Raw genomic sequence first — 20,405 nt, forward strand, 5'->3', positions numbered from 1 at the left:
TCCAATAATTTCCAGTAAATTCGCATAACTTTACTGGGTTAGTTTAGTGTTGCCTTTTTTAAGGATAATGCACCTTGATAACTGAACAATTATTTATTTACCTCTTGACATATCACCGCAGGTCTTTGTAAATGCTTTCCATTAAAAACATAGTACCATAACTGACTGCTTTCGATGTAAAAAATAGACCGCTGGCAGATACCAGTGGTCTATAACTTTAAGCAATTGCCTTTAACATATATCCAAGTCCAGGATACGTAATGATGTAATCTTGCTTTTCCGCTAATTGGTCTTTCAGCTTCTTTCTAATTCGCGCAATAGCAACCCGTAAATATTCTACATCATCCACATATTGCGCTCCCCATACTTTAGTAAGGATAGTTTCGTGCTGAACCACTTTGTCGATATTTAATGCAAGAATCTCTATTATGGCAAATTCAGTTTGGGTGAGTTTGATTTCCTTATCGTCGATCCAACAGCGTTTACTGCCGATATCGAGCTTCAATTCTCCTGTTTGAACGGTGGAAGTTCCAGCTTCTGATACAATAGGCACTTGGGGACTTGTCCTTCTAAGTACCGCATTTACCCGGGCGAAAAGTTCATCGAGTGAGAACGGCTTTGTTAAATAATCATCGGCTCCCAAGTTTAATCCTCGGACTTTATCTTGGGGATTACCTCTTGCTGTCAGCATGATGATCGGTACATTGGAAAATTTCCTCACTTCTTCTAAAACGAAAAATCCATCCATTTCCGGCATCATAATATCGAGTAAGATTAAATCGGGACTGTGGAGGTCGAATTCTTCAAGTAATTCTTTTCCTGAGCTTGCTGTGACTACTTCATAGCCAACGGATTTTAAATTGGCAGCCACAAAACGTAATATTTTTGCTTCATCATCAACGACGCAGATTTTTTGTTTCATTTGTTGACCTCCTTACCTACATGTGGAAAATAAAGTGTGAATGTACTGCCCGTATCGACAGAACTCTCTACGTTGATTTTTCCTTGATGTGCTTCCATTACCCCTTGGACAATGGCTAAACCGAGACCGGTGCCACCTGAACGTCTCGTCGCAGTAACATCAACTTGGTAAAAACGATTGAAAATGCGTTCGATATGTTTTTCATCAATCCCTATCCCGTTGTCTGAAACGGAAATGATGATATATTCCTCATTCTTCCTTAGTATGATTTCAACTTCTTTATGTACTGCGTCATTATAACGCAGTGCATTGGTGAATAAATTAAGCAGCACTTGTTGGACTCTTTCTTTATCTGCATAAAATACGGCTTTTCCTTCCACTTCATTATGAAACTGGAACGTAGCATCTTCCTGTAGAACGGGCGGAATACGGTCGATTGATTCTTGTATTACTTTATCCGCATGGATTTGTCGGGGTTCGATGTACATCGTGCCTGACTCAATCTTGGAAATATCCATCCAATCATTTACGAGCTGCTGGATCCGTTCAATATCCTCGAGCACCCCTTCTAGAAGCTCCTGTTTAAACTCCGGTTCCCAATCGACATCATTCCGTAACAATGTCTCCACGCTGCCTTTGATGGTTGTGATTGGAGTTTTGAATTCATGGGAAGTAAGTGAGATGAGATTATCCTTCAACGTATCAATCTCTACTTCCTTTGTAATATCTTGAATCAACAGGCCAAAACCAATTTGTTCTTCCTCAGACGTCACGGAAAAACGGTGAAGTAAATAAAATTGATCCTTCCCAGATTCCAGTTTATTTTTAAGCTTGAGTTCTCCGCCTTCATTAAAGAAGCTATCCAGTTCTTCCTGGGTTACATCAAAAGAAGTGAGCAGCCGTTCTGAAACATCTTCCAATGTTTTTGAAGGGGAGGGAGGGCCTCGTTTTCAATGACTTTGAGGAAAAATTCATTTACATAACGGATTTGCTTTTTATTATCCAATAGCATAATTCCTTCAAACATACTTTCAAGAACTGCTGATAATTCAGCGTGTTTGAATCGAAGCTCTGTATTCTTATTTTCCAAGTTGATTGTTCTTTCCCTCACGCGTTTTTCCAATTCGGTATTCAGCTTCATTAGTTTTTCCCGGTTGTAATCAATTTCTTCCATCATCCCATTAAAATGGATGAGTACTTCATTCATTTCTGACGGGCCGGAAATTTGTGCGGCCAATTGGAAGGGTTCATTCTTTTTATAGCTGGCGGTGTAGCTATGAATATAGTGAAGCAGTTTATGTATGGCGCTTTCCAGACGGTTTGTCAATAGCAGGCTCGTGATGATTACGATTGCACCAGTCAATAATGCAACGAGAATGACCGCGAATATGGAATCTAAAAATTCACCAATAATCGCTATGACAGGGCTGGAAATCCAAACGGTCCAACCGAGTGATTCAATTTTTCCGTAGGTGATAAATTTTCGCTCGTCACCATCTTTAATCGTAAAGCTTCCGGATGTTTGATTGCCTTCAATATGGTTTACAATTTCATTATTTGATAGATTGACCAGTTCTCTAGCGGTATCGATATCGGGATGGACAATTGCGTTATTTTCCCGATCAAGCACAATTGTTTTGCTCGTGTCATCATTGATCCGATTGCTTGTATAACTGTCCAACTCGTTCAAGTCAAGGGCCCCGAGAAGATAACCTTGCATGTTTCCTTGGTCATCGAATATAGGGGAGACGATGGCAACAAGAAGCAGGTCCGTCCCGCCCCTTCCATGAAAGGCCGGAGAAATCACACTAGTTTGTTTATCAATCAATTCCTGATAATAACGACGATCACTGAAATTATAATTTTCTTCAATGACTCCATTTGTCAGCACTTCGGGGTAGAAAAGCATTGCTTGTCCTTCAGGGTCCCCGATATATATATTAACAAAGCCGGGGTAGTGTGCTTTGATTTCGCTTAAGTCTTGCTGAATCGAAGCGAAATCCCCTTCAGAGACGTCATCAGAAATTTGATAGGACATCGTTTCAATGATACGGGCATGAGTGTCGACATAATTATCGATATAATCTTCCATGAATGTCGTAAGTGCGATTTGATTGCTCTGTTTTTCATTCACTAGGGAATAGAGCTGATAAATTTGAAAGCTTCCGAGAATGATGATGGAGGTGATTCCAATGATAAGGAATGATAGGATAAGCTCTCTTTTAAAAGATTTATTTTTCTTCATGTCTTCTCCTTGATGTAATATGTATATTGAAAAAGATGATTCCTGACTTCAGCAGAAATCATCTTTTTGGGGTAGGAATCATATTCCACGTTTCAATACCCAATGTTTCATAAGGTACGCGAATTCGGAATGCTAAATTATTCGCCTCCAAATCAATGGTTTCAACAGCAAGCTCGAAGTTACTTCGTATATCCATATCGGTGATGGCGATATAAATTTCTTCATCATCCGGATTGACCGTCACCCATTCGGGCATCGGCAAGTATCTTTCCAGATATTCCATGATTCTTTTATTCGGCAGCTGCAATAATCCTAATGATATCGACCGCTGTTTTAGAATAATATCTCCATTTTCCACAACAAATGGTTCGAAATGCATCGATAGTGGAACCGTTGTGGAAAAAACAGGAAGTTCCCCAATGAGATGAACATCTTCCTCCAGTTCAATCCGGTATTTATGTTCCGTGTTCACCGTTAAATGTTCAATATAAGCATTGATTAAGTTGTTTAAGTTTTCCTTTGACGTCCGTACGATAAATTCCGAACTTTCTTTTTCTATATCTACCGAGCGATGTGGGAGTTCGACTTCCTCCGCTGGCCAAAAAATAAAGCTGACAACTAGTAAGAAAATAGCTATATTGATCGCCAAAATAAAGAAGAAGCCGTTTTTCCAATTTATTTTATCTCTATGTTTATTCAATCTAGACATAATTGTCATCCTTCTTCTTCTTCTTTAGAAATGTATTCCAGCACACGTTCAGCCATCAAGTAATACCCGGCATAATTCGGGTGGAAATTATCATCTGCAAAAATCGGATTTTCGTTGTCGGCAAACAAATCGTCAATCGGGATGAACGTGACATTTTCCATTTCCATCGTTAAGTCGCTGCCTGTTGTATTCCAAGCATTGACAATTTGATTCAATTCCTCAATGTCTTGGAAGTATTTTTCGAAAGGGTTATAGATTCCAAGCAGGTAGATTTCGGCATTCTCGTTGATGCTCTGTATCTTTTCTAAAATTTGTTTGAGCCTTTCCTCGTAGCGAGCCTGTTCATCAATAAACACATCAATCTCTAAATTTGTAAAGTGTTCTCTGGTGACTTTCAAAATATCGTTTGCACCGATTGTAATGAGTACAAGATCAGCATCTTCCAATTCTTCCATAATTTCAGGCTGGTCCAATCTTCTTAAAAGCTGATCCGAGCGGTTTCCAGGCAGACCGAGGTTTTCAAAAGTGGCCACATGTCTGTTCTGGTTGAGAGTACGCTCCAAGATGCCGACATACCCGCCGCCTTCTGTCGCATCGCCGACTCCTCGAGTAAGCGAATCTCCAATTGCTACGATTTTCACTTCACGCTGGAAAATACGATCCAACGTTTCTTGAAAGACAGTAGATACCCGTTCTGTTAAACTATTTTCTTGTTGGACATCTTCTTCTGTTTCTTCTTCCTCAGGTTGTATCTCTTCCATAACTTGTTCCTCATCTTCTTGAGGAATCAAAGGCTGTTTGAGTACCGCTTTCTGATTATCTATATAATAAATTATTCCAATAGCAATAAGAATGGTTATCAAAAACATAAATAATAATTTTTTCAATGTCATCACACCTAAATTCTGTCTAATACTAGTATAACTTGTTTTGTCCTCAACTACTATTTCTTATTTACCCTATTATTTTGAACGTAAAAAGTAAATGTTAAACTTATAAATATGGAATGTGGGTTGGTGAATAGGGGAATGGGAGAATTTCAGTCAGAAAACATTTAATGACTTCCTGGATTGCTTAAAATTTGGAAGGTGCTGTGTGTTTCTTTTCCTGAATCGCTAGAATTAAATCTGACAGGGGAAGATAAGCAGTATTTCTTTTCCCGAAACACTTGGATTATAGTAGATATTATTTAAGTCTGATGAGGTAAGGCACCTGATCCGAAACTTTGTATCATTAGCTTATTCAGGGACAACCATTGCCTATGCAGAAAAATCTCATCATGAAAATTTATTGGAACAAAAAAGAACCAAGTGCACATAGCACTCGGTTCCTCGTTACTTCTCAATTATAGTTTTACTGTTTCCTTCACTAACTTACTGCCACGAACTCGATCTAATTCATCGGCAATAGATTTGTCTTGAATGACTTGGATTCCAGCGGCTTTTACATTTTCTACAGCTGCATCAGCCACTTTATTTTCAACCCATAGTACTTTTCCTTGTTTGTTAATTAGCTGTTCAATTGTTTCTTTCGGAAGTTCTTGAGCATTCACTACTAATGCATCAAGGACATCAACGTCATCTTCAATAGAAACGACTTGGAATCCGTAGTTTGCAAGTTTTTTCTTCGTCGCTTCTTCTACTCCTGACACAGCAACTGTTTTTTGTCTTAATTCCTCAGAGCGGTCAAATGGAGAGTGAAGCAACCATTTCACGACGTCTTCTTCAGTAGTCTTGATTTGTGGTTCTTCTCCAGTAGCTATTGCAATTGCTTTGTCCAGTTCAACTAAGATATCTTTTGGTGATTCGAGACCAATTGATAGACGGATTAGTTCAACCGGTGTACCGTTCTTCTTCAAATCTTCATCCGATAGCTGTTGTTGTGTAGTAGAAGCTGGGTGAATGATGAGAGATTTTGAATCTCCAACGTTAGCTACATGTGACCATAGTTTAATATTATCAATTACTTTACGGCCAGCTTCACGTCCACCTTTGATGCCGAATGTCACAACTGAACCACCGCCACGGATCAAGTATTTTTTCGCTAGGTTGTATGAAGGATGCCCTTCTAGACCTGGGTAGTTTACCCATTCTACTGCAGGGTGGTTATTCAAGTAAGAAACAACTTCCTTCGTATTCTCGATATGACGATCAATACGTACTTGTAACGTTTGTAGACCAAGGAAGAAATTATGCGCGCTTTGTGCACTTAATGTGAAACCAATATCCCGTAAAAGGGTAACACGTAATTTTAATGCATAAGCTACAGCGCCAAGATCTGCATAGCGTACACCTTTATAGCTTTCGTCTGGTGTTGTAAATTCAGGGAATTTTGGACTATCCCAGTTAAAACGACCACCATCAACAACGACGCCACCAACATTTGTACCGTGTCCACTGATCCACTTTGTGGCAGAGTGGACAACGATGTCAGCACCCCAGCTGATTGGTTTTGCGTTAAATGGTGTAGCGAATGTGTTATCAATGATCAAAGGAATTCCGTTCTCATGAGCGATTTCAGCAACTGCTTCAATATCGAATACGTTAAGGCTTGGGTTCGTAATCGTCTCACCGAAAAGTGCTTTCGTTTTATCTGTAATTGCTGCGCGGAAGTTTTCTGGGTCCGAACCGTCAACTAGTTTTACCGTAACTCCATATTTTGGAAGCGTGTTGACGAAAAGATTGTACGTACCACCGTATAGGTTCGCGTCCGCAACAATTTCATCACCAGCAGTAGCGACGTTAAGGATTGCGAAAGTAATGGCAGCCATTCCTGAAGAAGTTGCTACAGCTGCGACCCCATCCTCAAGCTCAGCGATACGCTTTTCAAAAGCGTCAACTGTTGGGTTCATAATTCTAGAGTAGATGTTTCCTGTCTCTGCTAAACCGAATAAATTTTGCGCATGCTCCGTATCACGGAAAACATAAGCGGTAGTCTCATAGATTGGAAGTGCTCGAGCACCTGTTGTTGGATCAGGCTCCTGACCTGCGTGTAATCCTAGTGTTTCTGAATCGAAAAAATTGAATTCTGACATTGTAAATTCCTCCTTGTTATTTGGCAAGATATGTTTTCTTGTCTAGCTACCTTCTGCGAAAGCACCTGCTTGGATTGCTTTCAAGAAAGGTGTTTCCGTTTTTTATCTGGCAAGGGAGGGGAATTAAAAAAGCCCCCTTCCTAAGAAGAGGGCGTATAGTTTTCTATACCATTCCTCCTCTTATCTTCCAGATCTGGTCGATCTGTAGGATTTAGCACCATTAAAAGTAAGTCGTGCTTACTTCAAGGTTGCCGGGCTTCATCGGGCCTAGTCCCTCCGCCGCTCTTGATAAGAGATTAATTGTTTAAGATTTTCAAATTGACACTGTTGCTGTATTTGAAAATCTTTTATAAATTTACTGATGATTATAACGCTTTACTTTGACCAATGTCAACCCTTTTAATATTTATTAAAAATAATTAATGTTTTCTACGCATTTGCTCGATGTTTAGCGGGGTGGTGGTAAACCGAGTTCAAATATAGTATTAATGCCGACCAAATAAATAAGAATGCGATAAAATTATCTGTTGAAAAAGGTTCATGATAAACGAATACCCCTAAGAAAAACATAATCGTCGGTGCGATGAACTGTAAAATACCTACCATCGATAAAGGAATCGTCTTTGCCCCCTTGGCAAATAATAAAAGTGGGATGGCCGTGATGATTCCAGCGCCGAATAACAAGAGATTTGTCGATGAGAAGACAGGTGAAAAAGTAAAACTGTTTGATGGTAAAAGATACAGATAACCAAGTGCAATAGGTGTAATAATCATCGTTTCAATCGTAAGTCCATGCGTTGCGCTTATATTGATTTTCTTTTTAAGCAATCCGTATATTGCAAATGTCAATGCAAAAACAAGTGAAATCCAAGGAAAAACTCCGCCGCGGATAGTCAGGTAAAGAACACCAACAATAGCAAGCAAGAATGCGATCGTCTGCTTTCCAGTTACCTTTTCCCGCAGTACGACGATGCCTAGGAAAATACTCATCAACGGATTAATGTAATAACCGAGACTTGCCTGAAGTACATAATCATTGCCTACTGCCCAAATAAATAAAAACCAATTCGTTGAAATGAGGAGAGAAGCAGTTGTAATCCCTAATAAATCTTTTGGATTTTTAAATAATTTACCGCATTCCTTCAGGAAGGAGCGGAACTGTTTAATGACTAGTAATAAAAAAATCATGAAAACGAAAGACCATACAATCCGATGTGCCAATACCTCCATCGGATTTACATTTCCAAGGAACTTCCAATACATCGTCAAAAATCCCCAAAGTAAATAAGCACTGAAAGCATACAAAGTGCCCAATCTCATTTCCTTCGTTTCCAAACTCCATCAAACCCTTCTTTGTCTATATATTAAAATAATAGTAGAATTAATTTTTTAAAAAGGCAAATGATTGAGAATCGATTTTATTGGAATCTAACAATCTATACCCATTTCAGGAAAACGCTTTCATTATTGAGTTTATTGAAGTAAAATAATATGTAACAGTATTTATCAGATAGCTTGATTTACCGCTTGCTGGGATATGCATATGTTGGTATAAGAGAGTATTTGTCATGAAAAAAGGGGGAAGGGACATGACAAAAAATCATAAACGATTTGAAACGGCTGTAATTCATGAGGGGTATGACGAAAAGGAGATGCTTGGGAGCTTGGCTGTACCGCTTTTCCAAACGTCCACTTATGTTTTTGATACTGCAGAACAAGGGGAGAGGCGTTTCCATGGCACAGAGGAAGGCTATATTTATTCGCGCCTCGGTAATCCGACTGTACGTGTGTTGGAAGAACGGATTGCGCGATTGGAGAATGGTGAAAAAGGTTTGGCTTTTGCTTCGGGAATGGCTGCCGTCTCTGCGGTGCTGCTGTCCTTAACAAAGGCAAATGATCATGTGCTATGCTCAGCCGGTTTATATGGATGTACCTTTGGTTTACTCATGATGATGAAAGAAAAATATAATATCACCTCTGATTTTTCCATGATGGACTCCAAGGAAGAAATTCGATCTAAAATCAAGCCCGAAACTTCAGTGATTTATGTAGAAACCCCGATTAATCCGACGATGAAACTGATTGATTTAGAGCTCGTTGTGGAAGTGGCGAAAGAATATAATATTCCTGTTGTTGTAGATAACACGTTTTCTACCCCTTACTTGCAGCGCCCGCTCGATATCGGCTGTGATGTAGTCCTCCACAGTGCGACAAAATATATTGGCGGACACGGGGATGTCATTGCAGGGCTAGTGGTAGGTAAAGAAGAATTTATTGAAAATATGGCAATGACCACACTTAAAGATATTGGAGGAATCATGTCTCCATTCGATGCTTGGCTGCTGCTGCGGGGGTTAAAAACACTTCCAGTTCGAATGGATCGCCATAGTGAAAACGCATCGAAAATATATGAAAAGTTGAGAGAACATCCGCAAGTAGGGAAAATCTATTTTCCTGGTGACCCGAATTCTGCAGATTATTCGATTGCGGAGAAACAAATGAGTCAAAATGGTGGGATGATTTCGTTTGAAGTGAAAGGGACGAAACAAGATGCCCAGGAATTTATGAATCGCCTGCAATTTATCAAAATCGCCGTCAGTCTCGGCGATGCTGAAACCTTGATCGAACATCCGGCGACAATGACACATGCCGTTGTACCAGAGGAGTCCCGGTTGGAGATGGGCATCTCGGACCAATTAATTCGGCTCTCTGTAGGGCTCGAAGCTTGGGAAGATATCTGGGAAGATTTGGAGCAAGCATTAGACGTTGTATAAAACGCCGAACATCTTATCCATGGGGATAAGATGTTTTTTCTTTTTTAGGAGGGGTACTAAGATACGAGTGATGATAAGCGGGTTGGCTTATGTACTTGGATGACGTGGAAGTGCTTCTATTGTATATTTTGAACTCGTATTTCTTCGCTTTCTGACAAGAGGATGTTTCTATTGCACGTTTCTGGTTGAAATTTTTTCTTTTCCTGACAAGAGGAAGCTCCTATTGCACGTTTCAGTGTAAGATTCTTTCTCTTTCTGACAAGAGGATGTTTCTATTGCACGTTTCTGGTTGAAATTTTTTCTTTTCCTGACAAGAGGAAGCTCCTATTGCACGTTTCAGTGTAAGATTCTTTCTCTTTCTGACAAGAGGATGCCTCTATTGCACGTTTCTGGTTGAAATTTTTTCTTTTCCTGACAAGAGGAAGCTCCTATTACACGTTTCCGGGTAAAATCCATCTCTTTCCTTACAAGAGAGCCTTTCTCTTGTTCGTTTTGAGCTAATATTTCTTTGCTTCCTGACAAGAGAACACTTCTATTGCACACTTTGAACTTAATTTTACTCTTCCAGACAAGATACTCCTCCATATTGATTTGCCTTTTTACGAAAGAAAGGCATAACTATTGTTATGAAGCGAATTCTAATGTCACGAGCACTTGAAAAAGGTTGTCCGTACTCCAAGAACTGTGAAATGGAGCTTTAGTCACGCTGGAAAATTTATCTTAAAGTAGGATTATGCTATAGTAATGGTAGATAATGGGGTGCGTGAAGACTTGTTTTGTGGGCGATATAATCACGAATGACCCAGCTTTTATAAATATTTTTTATAACTTCGGCCAAGCGACTAGTAAATCAATTTTCTATACATATTCCAGGTTGCTTTGTGAGGAGTGATGTAACAAGACGAGCATTTACTACAGCCAGACTTCCTCGGTCCCTTAACAAGATAAGCCATGAATTTCTTATCTGAAAGTGACGCAAGGAAAGTCTGGATGTTGTTAAACGGGAGCCTACGCTTTTATGCGGGGCCCATTTTTTACTGAAATTTGAATGATGAAGAGGGCGACAAGGATGACTTTAACTACGATCTTATTAAGTATTATCTTGATAGTAAACATAATTCTTGGAATTTCCATTGTCTTTTTAGAGAGAAAAAATGCCTCTTCGACTTGGGCATGGTTGATGGTTTTGTTATTCGTTCCAATCGCCGGGTTCTTTCTCTACTTAATATTCGGTAAACCGATCAGCAATGGTCGAATATTTGTATGGGATACGAAAAGCCGATTAGGTTTAAAAGCAGCTGTCCAAGGTCAATTGCGGGAAATTGAAGATGACAAACTCGAATACAGTGATGAGGATATGAAGCGGTATCAGAGTTTGATCTACCTGAACTTAAGGACGGATAATTCGCTATATTCCCAAAATAACGATGTCGATATTCTTCTCGACGGGAAAGAGAAATTTGATCGACTGCTGCAGGATATGCGACGGGCCAAAGATCATATTCATTTGATTTATTATATTGTCCGGAATGATGAACTGGGGACGAAGCTTGCTGATGTGTTGATCAAGAAGGCGAATGAAGGGGTGACTGTTCGTTTTCTGGTTGATGCGATGGGCTCGAGACGGCTAGGAAAAAAATATAAAAAGCGTCTCCGAGCAGCAGGCGTGCAAATTGAGGAATTTTTCCCAGCTAAGGTCATTAATTTTAAAATCAATTATCGTAACCACCGAAAGCTTGCCATTATTGATGGAAAAGTTGGGTATATTGGTGGCTTTAATATCGGTGACGAATATTTGGGTAAAGATAAAAAGTTCGGTTACTGGCGGGATACTCATCTGAGAGTGAAAGGTTCTGCGGTCGAAAGTATGCAGACAAGGTTTATCCTCGATTGGAATCAGGCTTCTAAAGAAGAGATTCTGTACGAAGACCGATACTATCAATCGGAAAGAGCGGGGAATGCTGGAATGCAGATTGTTTCCAGTGGACCGGATCAACAATTAGAGCAAATCAAAAACGGTTATATTAAAATGATCATGGAAGCGAAAGAGTCCATTTATATTCAGACCCCTTACTTCATCCCGGATGAAAGTGTGCGGGATGCCTTGCAGATTGCTGCATTATCTGGTGTGGATGTGAAGGTGATGATTCCAAATAAACCGGATCACCCATTTGTCTACTGGGCAACACTATCTCATAGTGGGGACTTATTGCAAGCGGGCGGGGAAGTATATATTTACCAAAACGGCTTTCTACATGCAAAAACGCTCATCGTTGACGGGAAGATTTCCACAGTTGGAACTGCGAACATTGATATGCGGAGCTTCCAACTCAATTTTGAAGTGAATGCTTTTATATATGATAAAGAAATTACGCAAGAGCTCTTACAAGCGTTTAATGATGATATTCGCCGTTCTACGCAAATGACGAAAAAATTATACGAAAAACGTTCCATCGGAATTCGTATTAAAGAATCTGTATCTAGACTACTATCACCAGTTTTATAAGGAGGACATTATGAAAGCAAAACCTTGTTCTGATTCACTAGCAATTAAAACGACCCATGTTCAGCCGCCGGATACGAACTTCCACAACACATTATTTGGTGGAAAGTTACTCGCCCATATTGATGACTTGGCTGCAATCGCGGCGATCAAGCATTGCCGGAATCCCGTCGTTACCGCTTCGATTGATTCGGTGGATTTTCTCACCCCAGTGAGGGCGGGCGATGCAATTTTAATTGAAGCCTTTGTTACGTGGACAAGAAATACATCCATGGAGGTTTTTGTAAGAGTCATTACGGAAAACCTTGTGACGGAGGAGAAGAAGGTTTGTAATACTGCTTTTCTTACCTTTGTAGCAATCGATGAAAATGGCAAACCGACACCGGTTCCACCGGTTTATCCAGAAACGGATTATGAAAAATCACTTCATGAATCTGCACCAGAGCGTGCTGAACAACGTGATTCCCGACGGAAGAAATCAAAAAACTTTGCAAAGGAAATCGGTGCAGATTATATTTGGGACAGAAGATAGCACTTGTTTCAATGGAATAACATTCAAGGGGGACGCAAAATTACTTGCGTTCCTTTTTTTTAACAATATGAAACACATAGATGTGCTTACTTCCCGAAAAATTCATCCTTTCGTCTATCTGTTAGCTGTTTTCCACCCTTGCAATCTACTATGAAAACGCTTATAATGAATATAATAAATATTCTAAAATTATTAGCAACTCCACCAAACGAGGTGTTCCTATGATGCTCTGGCAATCAACATCTATCCAACCCATACGAGGAGGCTATGGTTTCAAACCATAGCCTCCTTTTCGTTTGTCTCTTTAGCATAGTGAAGTAATGCCGTGGAGGTGTAGAATGATTCGGTTAACAGGGAATACATTAACACTAGACGATGTTCATCAAGTTGTTTTCTCGGGGCAAAAGGTGCAGCTTGACCTACAGGCGAAAGTGAATATAGAGAAAAACAGACAAACAGTGGAAACATTTCTCAAAGAAAAGAAAATCATGTACGGCATTAATACCGGCTTTGGAAAGCTGAGTAATATTTTAATCGATGAAGTTGATCTGGAACAGCTGCAAATCAATTTGCTCCATTCCCATGCTTGTGGAGTCGGGGAGCCTTTTTCTGAAGAAGTCAGTCGGGCGATGTTATTGCTTCGGGCAAATGCATTGGCTTGCGGCTTTTCAGGAGTACGGCCTGCTTTAATTGAGAGAATGCTAGATTTATTAAATGCCGGAATTCATCCAGTTATCCCGGCGCAGGGCTCTCTCGGTGCAAGCGGCGACTTGGCTCCGTTAGCTCATTTAGCTCTGCCGTTGATTGGGAAAGGGGAGGTTTTCTACCAGGGAAAACGTATAGCCTCACAAAACGCGTTACAACAAGCGAACCTTCAACCGATTAAATTGAAGCCTAAAGAAGGACTCGCACTCATCAACGGAACGCAGGCGATGACAGCTGTTGGTGTCCTCTCGTATTTGGAAATGGAAAAAATGCTGTATCAAAGTGAGCTCATTGCCGCCTTGAGCTTTGAAGGATTACAAGGGATCATCGATGCATTTGAACCTGCAATTCATCACGTGCGGGGGCACAAAGAGCAAATCGAAGTTGCTGCTAGGATGTGCAAGATTCTTCAAGGAAGCAAATTGACTACAAAACAAGCCGAACTACGAGTACAGGATGCATACTCTCTTCGTTGCATTCCCCAAGTGTTAGGGGCATGTTGGCAAACACTGCATTATGCGAAGGAAAAGTTGGAGATTGAAATCAATGCAGTAACCGACAACCCGATTATTTTTACGGATGAGAAGAAGATTTTATCTGGTGGAAACTTTCATGGAGAACCGATAGCATTTGCAATGGATTTTTTGAAGCTTGGAATCGCTGAAGTAGCTAACATTTCCGAACGGCGGATTGAGCGGCTCGTCAACCCACAATTAAATGACTTGCCGGCTTTCTTAAGTCCGAACCCAGGTCTCCAGTCAGGAGCGATGATTTTACAGTACAGTGCGGCATCCCTGGTATCCGAAAATAAGACATTGGCTCATCCTGCAAGTGTTGATTCCATTCCGTCGTCCGCCAATCAGGAGGATCATGTGAGCATGGGAACGACTGCAGCAAGACATGCCTACATGATGATCCAAAATACGAGGAACGTCCTAGCCATCGAGTTAATCTGTGCACTCCAAGCATGTGAGTACCGTGGTGTCGCCAATATGGCGAAGACAACGAGAAAGTTTTATAAAAGAGCGAGGAACATCATTCCGAGCATGATAAAAGATCGCATCTTTGCTGAAGATATTGCCCGCGCTGCACATTGGTTGAAGGAAGCTGATGATAGTTATGTATCTGAAAGGTGGGAGAATACAAAATGAAACAAGTGAAAGTGAAGAAGGGCTTGGATTTAGAATGTAAAGGCTGGGAGCAGGAAGCGATATTACGAATGTTGTACAACAATCTCGACCCTGAAGTGGCGGAGGACCCGGAGGAACTGGTCGTCTATGGCGGGATTGGAAAGGCTGCAAGAAATTGGGAAGCTTTTGATGCGATTGTAGCTACACTCCGAAAACTCGAAAATGATGAAACGATGCTGATTCAAAGTGGTAAGCCGGTTGGTGTATTCAAGACACATGAACATGCGCCGCGTGCGCTGCTTGCTAATTCAGTTCTTGTACCAAAATGGGCGACGTGGGAGCATTTCCACGAACTCGATCGAAAAGGACTCATGATGTACGGACAAATGACGGCAGGAAGCTGGATTTATATCGGTACCCAAGGGATTCTTCAAGGAACATATGAAGCATTCGCAGCATTGGCAAGAAAACATTTCGGTGGCAGCTTGAAATCAACGATCACGTTAACGGCGGGGCTTGGTGGAATGGGAGGGGCTCAACCTCTTGCTGTCACGATGAATGAAGGGGTAGTGATCGCTGTTGAAGTAGACGAGAGTCGGATTGAGAAACGTTTGAAAACCAATTACTGTGATGTGATGACAGATGATATGACAGAAGCAATCCAATTGGCAACGGAAGCTAAAGCGAAAGGAAAACCACTCTCCATCGCATTGCTCGGTAACGCTGCTGAAGTACATCATGAATTATTAAGTCGTGGAGTTCAGATTGATATCGTAACGGATCAAACGGCAGCCCATGACCCGCTTAATGGTTATATCCCTGCAGGATTTACGTTGGAAGAAGCGAGAACTCTCCGCATTAGTGACCCGACCCGTTATGAAAAGTTCGCAACACAAAGTATCGCTAAGCACGTCGAAGCAATGCTTCAGTTTCAAGATCAAGGTGCTGTCGTTTTTGATTATGGCAATAATATTCGGCAAGTCGCTCATGATGAAGGAGTGAAAGATGCCTTTCAATTTCCTGGCTTTGTTCCAGCGTTTATCCGGCCTTTATTTACAGAAGGGAAAGGCCCATTCCGATGGGCAGCATTGTCGGGTGATCCCGAAGATATTTATCGAACTGATAAATTGATTAAAGAATTGTTCCCGGAAAATGAAGCGCTTATCCGCTGGATTGATATGGCTAGGGAAAAAGTGTCATTTCAAGGCCTGCCTGCCCGAATTTGCTGGTTAGGATACGGAGAGCGGAAAGAGATGGGTCTGGCGATAAATGAGCTGGTTAGAAGAGGTGAATTGAAAGCCCCGATTGTGATCGGCAGGGACCATTTGGACAGCGGCTCTGTTGCTTCGCCAAACAGGGAAACCGAGGCAATGAAAGATGGAAGCGATGCAGTTGGCGACTGGGCAATATTAAATGCTCTCATCAATACAGCAGCTGGTGGTTCTTGGGTATCTTTTCATCATGGTGGTGGCGTCGGTATGGGGTACTCCTTACATGCAGGTATGGTTGTCGTTGCGGATGGTACCGACTTGGCGGGAGAACGCCTCTCACGAGTGTTGACGACCGATCCAGGTATGGGAGTGATCCGCCATGCTGATGCGGGGTATGAAGAGGCCATCCAATTTGCAAAAGACCAGAACATTGTACTGCCAATGTATGAGAAAGGGGAGTAGAGATGCAATACGATATCTTGATTCATGACATCGGGGAACTCTTGCCAATGGAAGCAGATGGTCCAGCTAAGGGGGAGGAAATGAATCAGCTTCAAGTCCTCAAAGACGCTGCAGTAGCAATCCAAGATGGAAAAGTCGCGTGGATAGGCAAAACAGCTGATGCAAGAAATTTATCTGCGAAAAAAACAATCCATGCAGAAGGAAATTTGGTTACCCCAGGCCTCGTTGAAGCACACACGCATCTCGTTTTTGGCGGATCAAGGGAAAAGGAATTATCTTTAAAACAACAAGGAGTAGATTACTTAGAAATTTTAAAGCAAGGCGGTGGCATTTTATCGACCGTACGAGCGACACGCCAGGCATCGCATGATGATTTATTATCAAAAGCCCGCTTCCATTTGGACCGGATGCTTATGCACGGGATTACGACGGTGGAAGCAAAAAGTGGATATGGTTTGGACCGGGAGACAGAATTGAAACAGTTGGAAGTAGTGAAAGAACTGAAGAAACAGCATCCAGTTGACCTCGTTTCCACGTTTTTGGGGGCACATGCTATTCCAACAGAGTATAAAGATGACCCAGAAAAATTTCTGCAATCGATGGAAGAAATGTTTGAAGAAATCAAGGAGGAGAATCTCGCAGAATTTGTAGATATCTTTACAGAAGCGAATGTATTCAGTGTGGAAGCTTCCCGGCGTTATTTGGAAGCAGCGATAGCTAAAGGCTTCCAAGTGAAGATTCATGCGGACGAGATTGAAGCGCTCGGGGGGACTGAGCTTGCGGTTGGGTTAGGCGCAATCAGTGCCGAGCATTTGGCGGTCACTTCAGATGAAGGAATCAAAAAGCTCGGAGCATCCGATACGATTGGAGTCATTTTACCGGGAACGAGCTTTTACCTTGGTAAAGATAGCTATGCCAGGGCGCGTGAAATGATTGATGCCGGAGCGGCAATCGCAATTTCCACCGATTTCAATCCCGGCAGTTCGGTGACGGAAAACCTCCAGCTTATCATGTCGATTGCCGCATTAAAATTAAATATGTCACCAGCCGAAATATGGCATGCTGTAACCGTCAATGCAGCATATGCCATTAACCGCGGAGAAGAAGCAGGCTCCATTGCGATAGGAAGAAAAGCGGATATCGTCATTTGGGATGCGCCGAATCATCTCTATATCCCTTATCATTATGGGGTCAATCATGTAAATACAGTATTGAAAAATGGTGAAATACGATACAGAAACGAGGGGATCCGATGACTTTCTTACGTCCGGCAGGAAAAGCAATCTTCAAAGACCGTTTTACGACTAAAGCAAATGAATTATTGCGGCACTATGATGAGGGGAAAAAGGCAACGTTCGGATTAGTCGGTTTCCCTTTATCCAAGCCATCCATCAGCCATTCAGGTGCCTCTCTAGCACCAACAGCAATCCGCAATAGCTTGGCTAGTTTTTCCACTTACTCCGGTGAGGAAGGAAGGGAACTGACCGATGAACTTTTAGATTTCGGTGACGTCTTGATGCACCCGACCGATGTGGAGGAGAGCCAACAACGGATAACGGTGGCATTGACAGAAGTTCTCGCTACCGGGGCAGCTTCTCAGTGGTTTTTCTTAGGTGGAGATCATTCCATCTCCTATTCCAGCATCAAGGCACTTGCTGCCAATCATACAATCGGTGTCCTTCAATTTGATGCGCATCATGATTTACGGAATACAGAAGACGGTGGCCCGACGAACGGTACACCATTTCGAAGACTGATTGAGGATGATATTGTGACGGGTGAGCGGATCTCGCAAATCGGTATCCGGGATTTCATGAATGCGAAAGAATATCATGATTTTGCGAATCAACATGGCATCCAAGTTTATACCATGGAGCAAGTTCGTGAATTAGGGATAATTTACATTATGGAGCGGGAGTTGAACCGGTTTTCCAGACTTGCTGATTTCATCTATTTATCTGTGGACATGGATGTGCTCGATCAAGCATTTGCCCCCGGATGTCCGGCGATTGGACCTGGAGGGATGGATACACAAACATTGCTTCGAGGAGTTGAAGTTGCTGCCAAGCATCCACTTGTCCAGGCTATGGACATTGTGGAGATTGATCCTACCCAGGATATCCGGGATATGACGAGTAAAACGGCTGCCTACCTGATTCTAACTTATATTAAAAATAAGGAAACATAATAAAAAAGACAGGTGAGTGCACCTGTCTTTTGTTACTTAACTTTATCCGCTTGCTCTGCTTCTACTTCTTCTTTTGTAACATGTTTATCTGCCCAACTTTGAATTTCGCGAATGACCGGCTCCAACGCACGGCCTTTATCTGAAAGTGAGTATTCAATCCGAACCGGGAACTCGGAGTATATTTTACGTTCGACGATACCTTCTTTTTCGAGCATCTTCAAGCGATCAGAGAGCAATCTGCCACTAATAGGTAAATCAGCTTCCATTTCTGAGAAACGCTTCGTCCCTTTTAGTAATTCGAATAAAATCAAGCCTACCCAACGTGTGCTTAGTAATCCCATAGCCTTTTCAAAACGTGGACATAAGATTTCCTCCATCATGATCACCTCACTCTATTTAAATCAAATGAAAAGGAATAACAGTAATTACAAAAAGTAACTATTTATAGTTTAACATAAAATTACCCTTCTAGTAAACAGTGTAACCACTATTTATCAGTTCTAAATGCCTCGGTTAAGTAAGTTTTTCTTCTTTTTAAAAAAGTAAATAGTTGGTGAATTCATCGTTTTGTGAAATAATAGGGCTTAGACGGTGTATCTTTCAGTAAAATTCCTATTCTGAATAGATGGAGGAGAGTACCCTGATTCACTAAAGTGTAATTTCGTATGATAGAAATTGATCCAATTGGAGGTTAAAAGATGGCGACAATACAATTACAAGAAAAATATGCAGAACTAGCTTTACGTACAGGTGTCAATTTACAAAAAGGCCAGGCCTTGATGATTAATGCTCCGCTTGAAGGTGCAGACTTCACAAAAATTATAGCAAGAAAAGCATATGAACTAGGTGCAAAAGACGTTCATATCAACTGGGTGGACGATGAGCTGACATTATTAAGATACCAGCACGCTCCAGATGAAGTGATCGGTTCCTTCCCGGAATGGCGGGTCAAACTTCATGATGAGTTTGCGGAAGATGGAGCGGCAATCCTTCATATTCGTTCGACCAACCCTGATTTATTAAAGGATATTGACCCTGCACGTGTTGCAATGGCTAACAAAGCTGCAGCAGAAGCAATGGTGAATTTCCGCCAGTATACGATGAATGACCGAATTCCTTGGTCCATTATTTCTATTCCATCGAAGGATTGGGCACAAAAGATTTTCCCTGATAAATCGCCAGAAGATGCAGTGGCGAGCTTATGGGAAGCTATCTTGAAAATTGTCCGTGTAGACCAAGAAGACCCAGTTGCGGCATGGAAAGAACATAATGCAACATTGAAGACAGCTCGTGAAGTATTGAATGATAGAAACTATAAAAAATTAATATTAAAAGCGCCTGGAACCGACCTGGAATTGGAGCTTCCTGAGGGGCATATTTGGAAGGGCGGTTCAGCCTTTGCCGAAACTGGGGTAGAATTTAACCCGAACATTCCTACCGAAGAAGTATTCTCCTTGCCGCATAAGTACGGCGTAAATGGGACAGTATCAAGCACAAAACCACTTAATTATGGTGGCAGCTTAATCGACAACTTCCAGTTGACGTTCAAAGATGGCGCAGTAGTGGACTTTAAAGCAGAAGTCGGTGAAGAAGTGCTGAAACATTTACTTGATTCCGATGAAGGTGCCCGCCGTTTAGGAGAAATCGCGCTTGTTCCAGACGAGTCGCCAGTTTCCCAATCCGGCTTGATTTTCTATAACACGCTGTTTGATGAAAATGCTTCGGTGCACATCGCTCTTGGTAAAGCTTATCCAACCAACTTGGAAGGCGGATCCAGCATGTCAGAAGAAGAACTGGATAAACATGGTGTGAATGACAGCCTCATCCACGTGGACTTCATGATTGGATCTGACAAACTTGATATCGATGGTGTGAAGCAAGATGGTACGACAGAGCCTGTATTCCGTAATGGGACTTGGGCACTGAACATTAAAGGTGAATAATAATTTAAAAATCCACAAGCTGTTATGCTTGTGGATTTTTTTCTTTT

The 20,405-nt window shown here is 41.5% G+C and carries 16 protein-coding genes and 1 riboswitch; of the genes, 8 read left to right on the forward strand and 8 right to left on the reverse strand.

The window, feature by feature from the left end:
* Positions 1–217 precede the first annotated feature (217 nt).
* The 7 genes from M3210_RS15455 to rarD all read right to left on the reverse strand — a co-directional run bounded on the left by M3210_RS15455 (position 218) and on the right by rarD (position 8,230).
* Positions 218–922: a response regulator transcription factor gene (locus tag M3210_RS15455; protein ID WP_251516155.1), complete on the reverse strand. Its 705-nt coding sequence runs from the start codon at positions 920–922 to the stop codon at positions 218–220.
* Positions 919–1,842: a sensor histidine kinase gene (locus M3210_RS15460; RefSeq protein ID WP_251516156.1), complete on the reverse strand. Its 924-nt coding sequence runs from the start codon at positions 1,840–1,842 to the stop codon at positions 919–921. The genes M3210_RS15455 and M3210_RS15460 overlap by 4 nt, the downstream gene beginning before the upstream one ends.
* A complete protein-coding gene (locus M3210_RS15465; protein WP_251516157.1) occupies positions 1,800–3,167 on the reverse strand; it encodes a cache domain-containing protein in 1,368 nt (455 codons plus the stop codon). The genes M3210_RS15460 and M3210_RS15465 overlap by 43 nt, the downstream gene beginning before the upstream one ends.
* A gap of 58 nt (positions 3,168–3,225) precedes the next feature.
* Complete coding sequence (locus tag M3210_RS15470; RefSeq protein WP_251516158.1) at positions 3,226–3,876, reverse strand: YpmS family protein; 651 nt, start codon at positions 3,874–3,876, stop codon at positions 3,226–3,228.
* A gap of 5 nt (positions 3,877–3,881) precedes the next feature.
* Positions 3,882–4,763 (reverse strand): SGNH/GDSL hydrolase family protein, encoded by an 882-nt coding sequence (locus M3210_RS15475; protein WP_251516160.1) that lies wholly within the window; start codon positions 4,761–4,763, stop codon positions 3,882–3,884.
* A 458-nt stretch (positions 4,764–5,221) separates the two neighbouring features.
* Entirely contained in the window at positions 5,222–6,910 is a 1,689-nt protein-coding gene (locus tag M3210_RS15480) for a PLP-dependent aspartate aminotransferase family protein (protein ID WP_251516161.1), read from the reverse strand.
* 177 nt (positions 6,911–7,087) lie between these two features.
* Positions 7,088–7,205: riboswitch (SAM riboswitch) on the reverse strand.
* A gap of 134 nt (positions 7,206–7,339) precedes the next feature.
* Complete coding sequence (rarD, locus tag M3210_RS15485; RefSeq protein ID WP_285853842.1) at positions 7,340–8,230, reverse strand: EamA family transporter RarD; 891 nt, start codon at positions 8,228–8,230, stop codon at positions 7,340–7,342.
* A gap of 269 nt (positions 8,231–8,499) precedes the next feature.
* Here rarD and megL point away from each other — a divergent pair, with 269 nt between their 5' ends.
* From megL to hutG, 7 genes are all read left to right on the forward strand, one after another.
* Positions 8,500–9,684, forward strand: coding sequence for a methionine gamma-lyase (megL, locus tag M3210_RS15490; protein ID WP_251516163.1), 1,185 nt, complete (start codon positions 8,500–8,502; stop codon positions 9,682–9,684).
* A 1,069-nt stretch (positions 9,685–10,753) separates the two neighbouring features.
* Positions 10,754–12,190, forward strand: a complete 1,437-nt coding sequence (cls, locus tag M3210_RS15495) for a cardiolipin synthase (RefSeq protein WP_251516164.1) — start codon at positions 10,754–10,756, stop codon at positions 12,188–12,190.
* Between the two features lie 10 nt (positions 12,191–12,200).
* Positions 12,201–12,719, forward strand: a complete 519-nt coding sequence (locus M3210_RS15500; RefSeq protein ID WP_251516165.1) for an acyl-CoA thioesterase — start codon at positions 12,201–12,203, stop codon at positions 12,717–12,719.
* 338 nt (positions 12,720–13,057) lie between these two features.
* Positions 13,058–14,575: a histidine ammonia-lyase gene (hutH, locus tag M3210_RS15505; protein ID WP_251516166.1), complete on the forward strand. Its 1,518-nt coding sequence runs from the start codon at positions 13,058–13,060 to the stop codon at positions 14,573–14,575.
* Positions 14,572–16,227 carry a urocanate hydratase gene (gene hutU / locus M3210_RS15510; RefSeq protein ID WP_251516167.1) on the forward strand — a complete coding sequence of 552 codons (1,656 nt, stop codon included), beginning with the start codon at positions 14,572–14,574 and terminating at the stop codon, positions 16,225–16,227. Before hutH ends, hutU begins: the two co-directional genes overlap by 4 nt.
* Positions 16,228–16,229: 2 nt before the next feature.
* A complete protein-coding gene (hutI, locus tag M3210_RS15515; RefSeq protein ID WP_251516168.1) occupies positions 16,230–17,483 on the forward strand; it encodes an imidazolonepropionase in 1,254 nt (417 codons plus the stop codon).
* Positions 17,480–18,415, forward strand: coding sequence for a formimidoylglutamase (hutG, locus tag M3210_RS15520; RefSeq protein ID WP_251516169.1), 936 nt, complete (start codon positions 17,480–17,482; stop codon positions 18,413–18,415). Before hutI ends, hutG begins: the two co-directional genes overlap by 4 nt.
* Before the next feature lie 32 nt (positions 18,416–18,447).
* Here hutG and M3210_RS15525 read toward each other — a convergent pair whose 3' ends face one another.
* Complete coding sequence (locus M3210_RS15525; RefSeq protein WP_251516170.1) at positions 18,448–18,795, reverse strand: winged helix-turn-helix transcriptional regulator; 348 nt, start codon at positions 18,793–18,795, stop codon at positions 18,448–18,450.
* A 318-nt stretch (positions 18,796–19,113) separates the two neighbouring features.
* Between M3210_RS15525 and M3210_RS15530 the strand changes: the two genes are divergently transcribed.
* Positions 19,114–20,358, forward strand: a complete 1,245-nt coding sequence (locus M3210_RS15530; protein ID WP_251516171.1) for an aminopeptidase — start codon at positions 19,114–19,116, stop codon at positions 20,356–20,358.
* Positions 20,359–20,405: the final 47 nt, after the last annotated feature.

The organism is Oceanobacillus luteolus (assembly GCF_023715655.1).
GTDB classification, from domain to species: domain Bacteria; phylum Bacillota; class Bacilli; order Bacillales; family Amphibacillaceae; genus Oceanobacillus; species Oceanobacillus luteolus.

What these genes read in the sequence shown, in the direction of transcription:
- M3210_RS15455 (WP_251516155.1), bottom strand. Translation starts at nt 922, where the DNA reads ATGAAACAAAAAATCTGCGTCGTTGATGATGAAGCAAAAATATTACGT.
- M3210_RS15465 (WP_251516157.1), bottom strand. Translation starts at nt 3,167, where the DNA reads ATGAAGAAAAATAAATCTTTTAAAAGAGAGCTTATCCTATCATTCCTT.
- M3210_RS15470 (WP_251516158.1), bottom strand. Translation starts at nt 3,876, where the DNA reads ATGTCTAGATTGAATAAACATAGAGATAAAATAAATTGGAAAAACGGC.
- M3210_RS15480 (WP_251516161.1), bottom strand. Translation starts at nt 6,910, where the DNA reads ATGTCAGAATTCAATTTTTTCGATTCAGAAACACTAGGATTACACGCA.
- rarD (WP_285853842.1), bottom strand. Translation starts at nt 8,230, where the DNA reads ATGAGATTGGGCACTTTGTATGCTTTCAGTGCTTATTTACTTTGGGGA.
- megL (WP_251516163.1), top strand. Translation starts at nt 8,500, where the DNA reads ATGACAAAAAATCATAAACGATTTGAAACGGCTGTAATTCATGAGGGG.
- cls (WP_251516164.1), top strand. Translation starts at nt 10,754, where the DNA reads ATGACTTTAACTACGATCTTATTAAGTATTATCTTGATAGTAAACATA.
- M3210_RS15500 (WP_251516165.1), top strand. Translation starts at nt 12,201, where the DNA reads ATGAAAGCAAAACCTTGTTCTGATTCACTAGCAATTAAAACGACCCAT.
- hutH (WP_251516166.1), top strand. Translation starts at nt 13,058, where the DNA reads ATGATTCGGTTAACAGGGAATACATTAACACTAGACGATGTTCATCAA.
- hutU (WP_251516167.1), top strand. Translation starts at nt 14,572, where the DNA reads ATGAAACAAGTGAAAGTGAAGAAGGGCTTGGATTTAGAATGTAAAGGC.
- hutI (WP_251516168.1), top strand. Translation starts at nt 16,230, where the DNA reads ATGCAATACGATATCTTGATTCATGACATCGGGGAACTCTTGCCAATG.
- hutG (WP_251516169.1), top strand. Translation starts at nt 17,480, where the DNA reads ATGACTTTCTTACGTCCGGCAGGAAAAGCAATCTTCAAAGACCGTTTT.
- M3210_RS15525 (WP_251516170.1), bottom strand. Translation starts at nt 18,795, where the DNA reads ATGATGGAGGAAATCTTATGTCCACGTTTTGAAAAGGCTATGGGATTA.
- M3210_RS15530 (WP_251516171.1), top strand. Translation starts at nt 19,114, where the DNA reads ATGGCGACAATACAATTACAAGAAAAATATGCAGAACTAGCTTTACGT.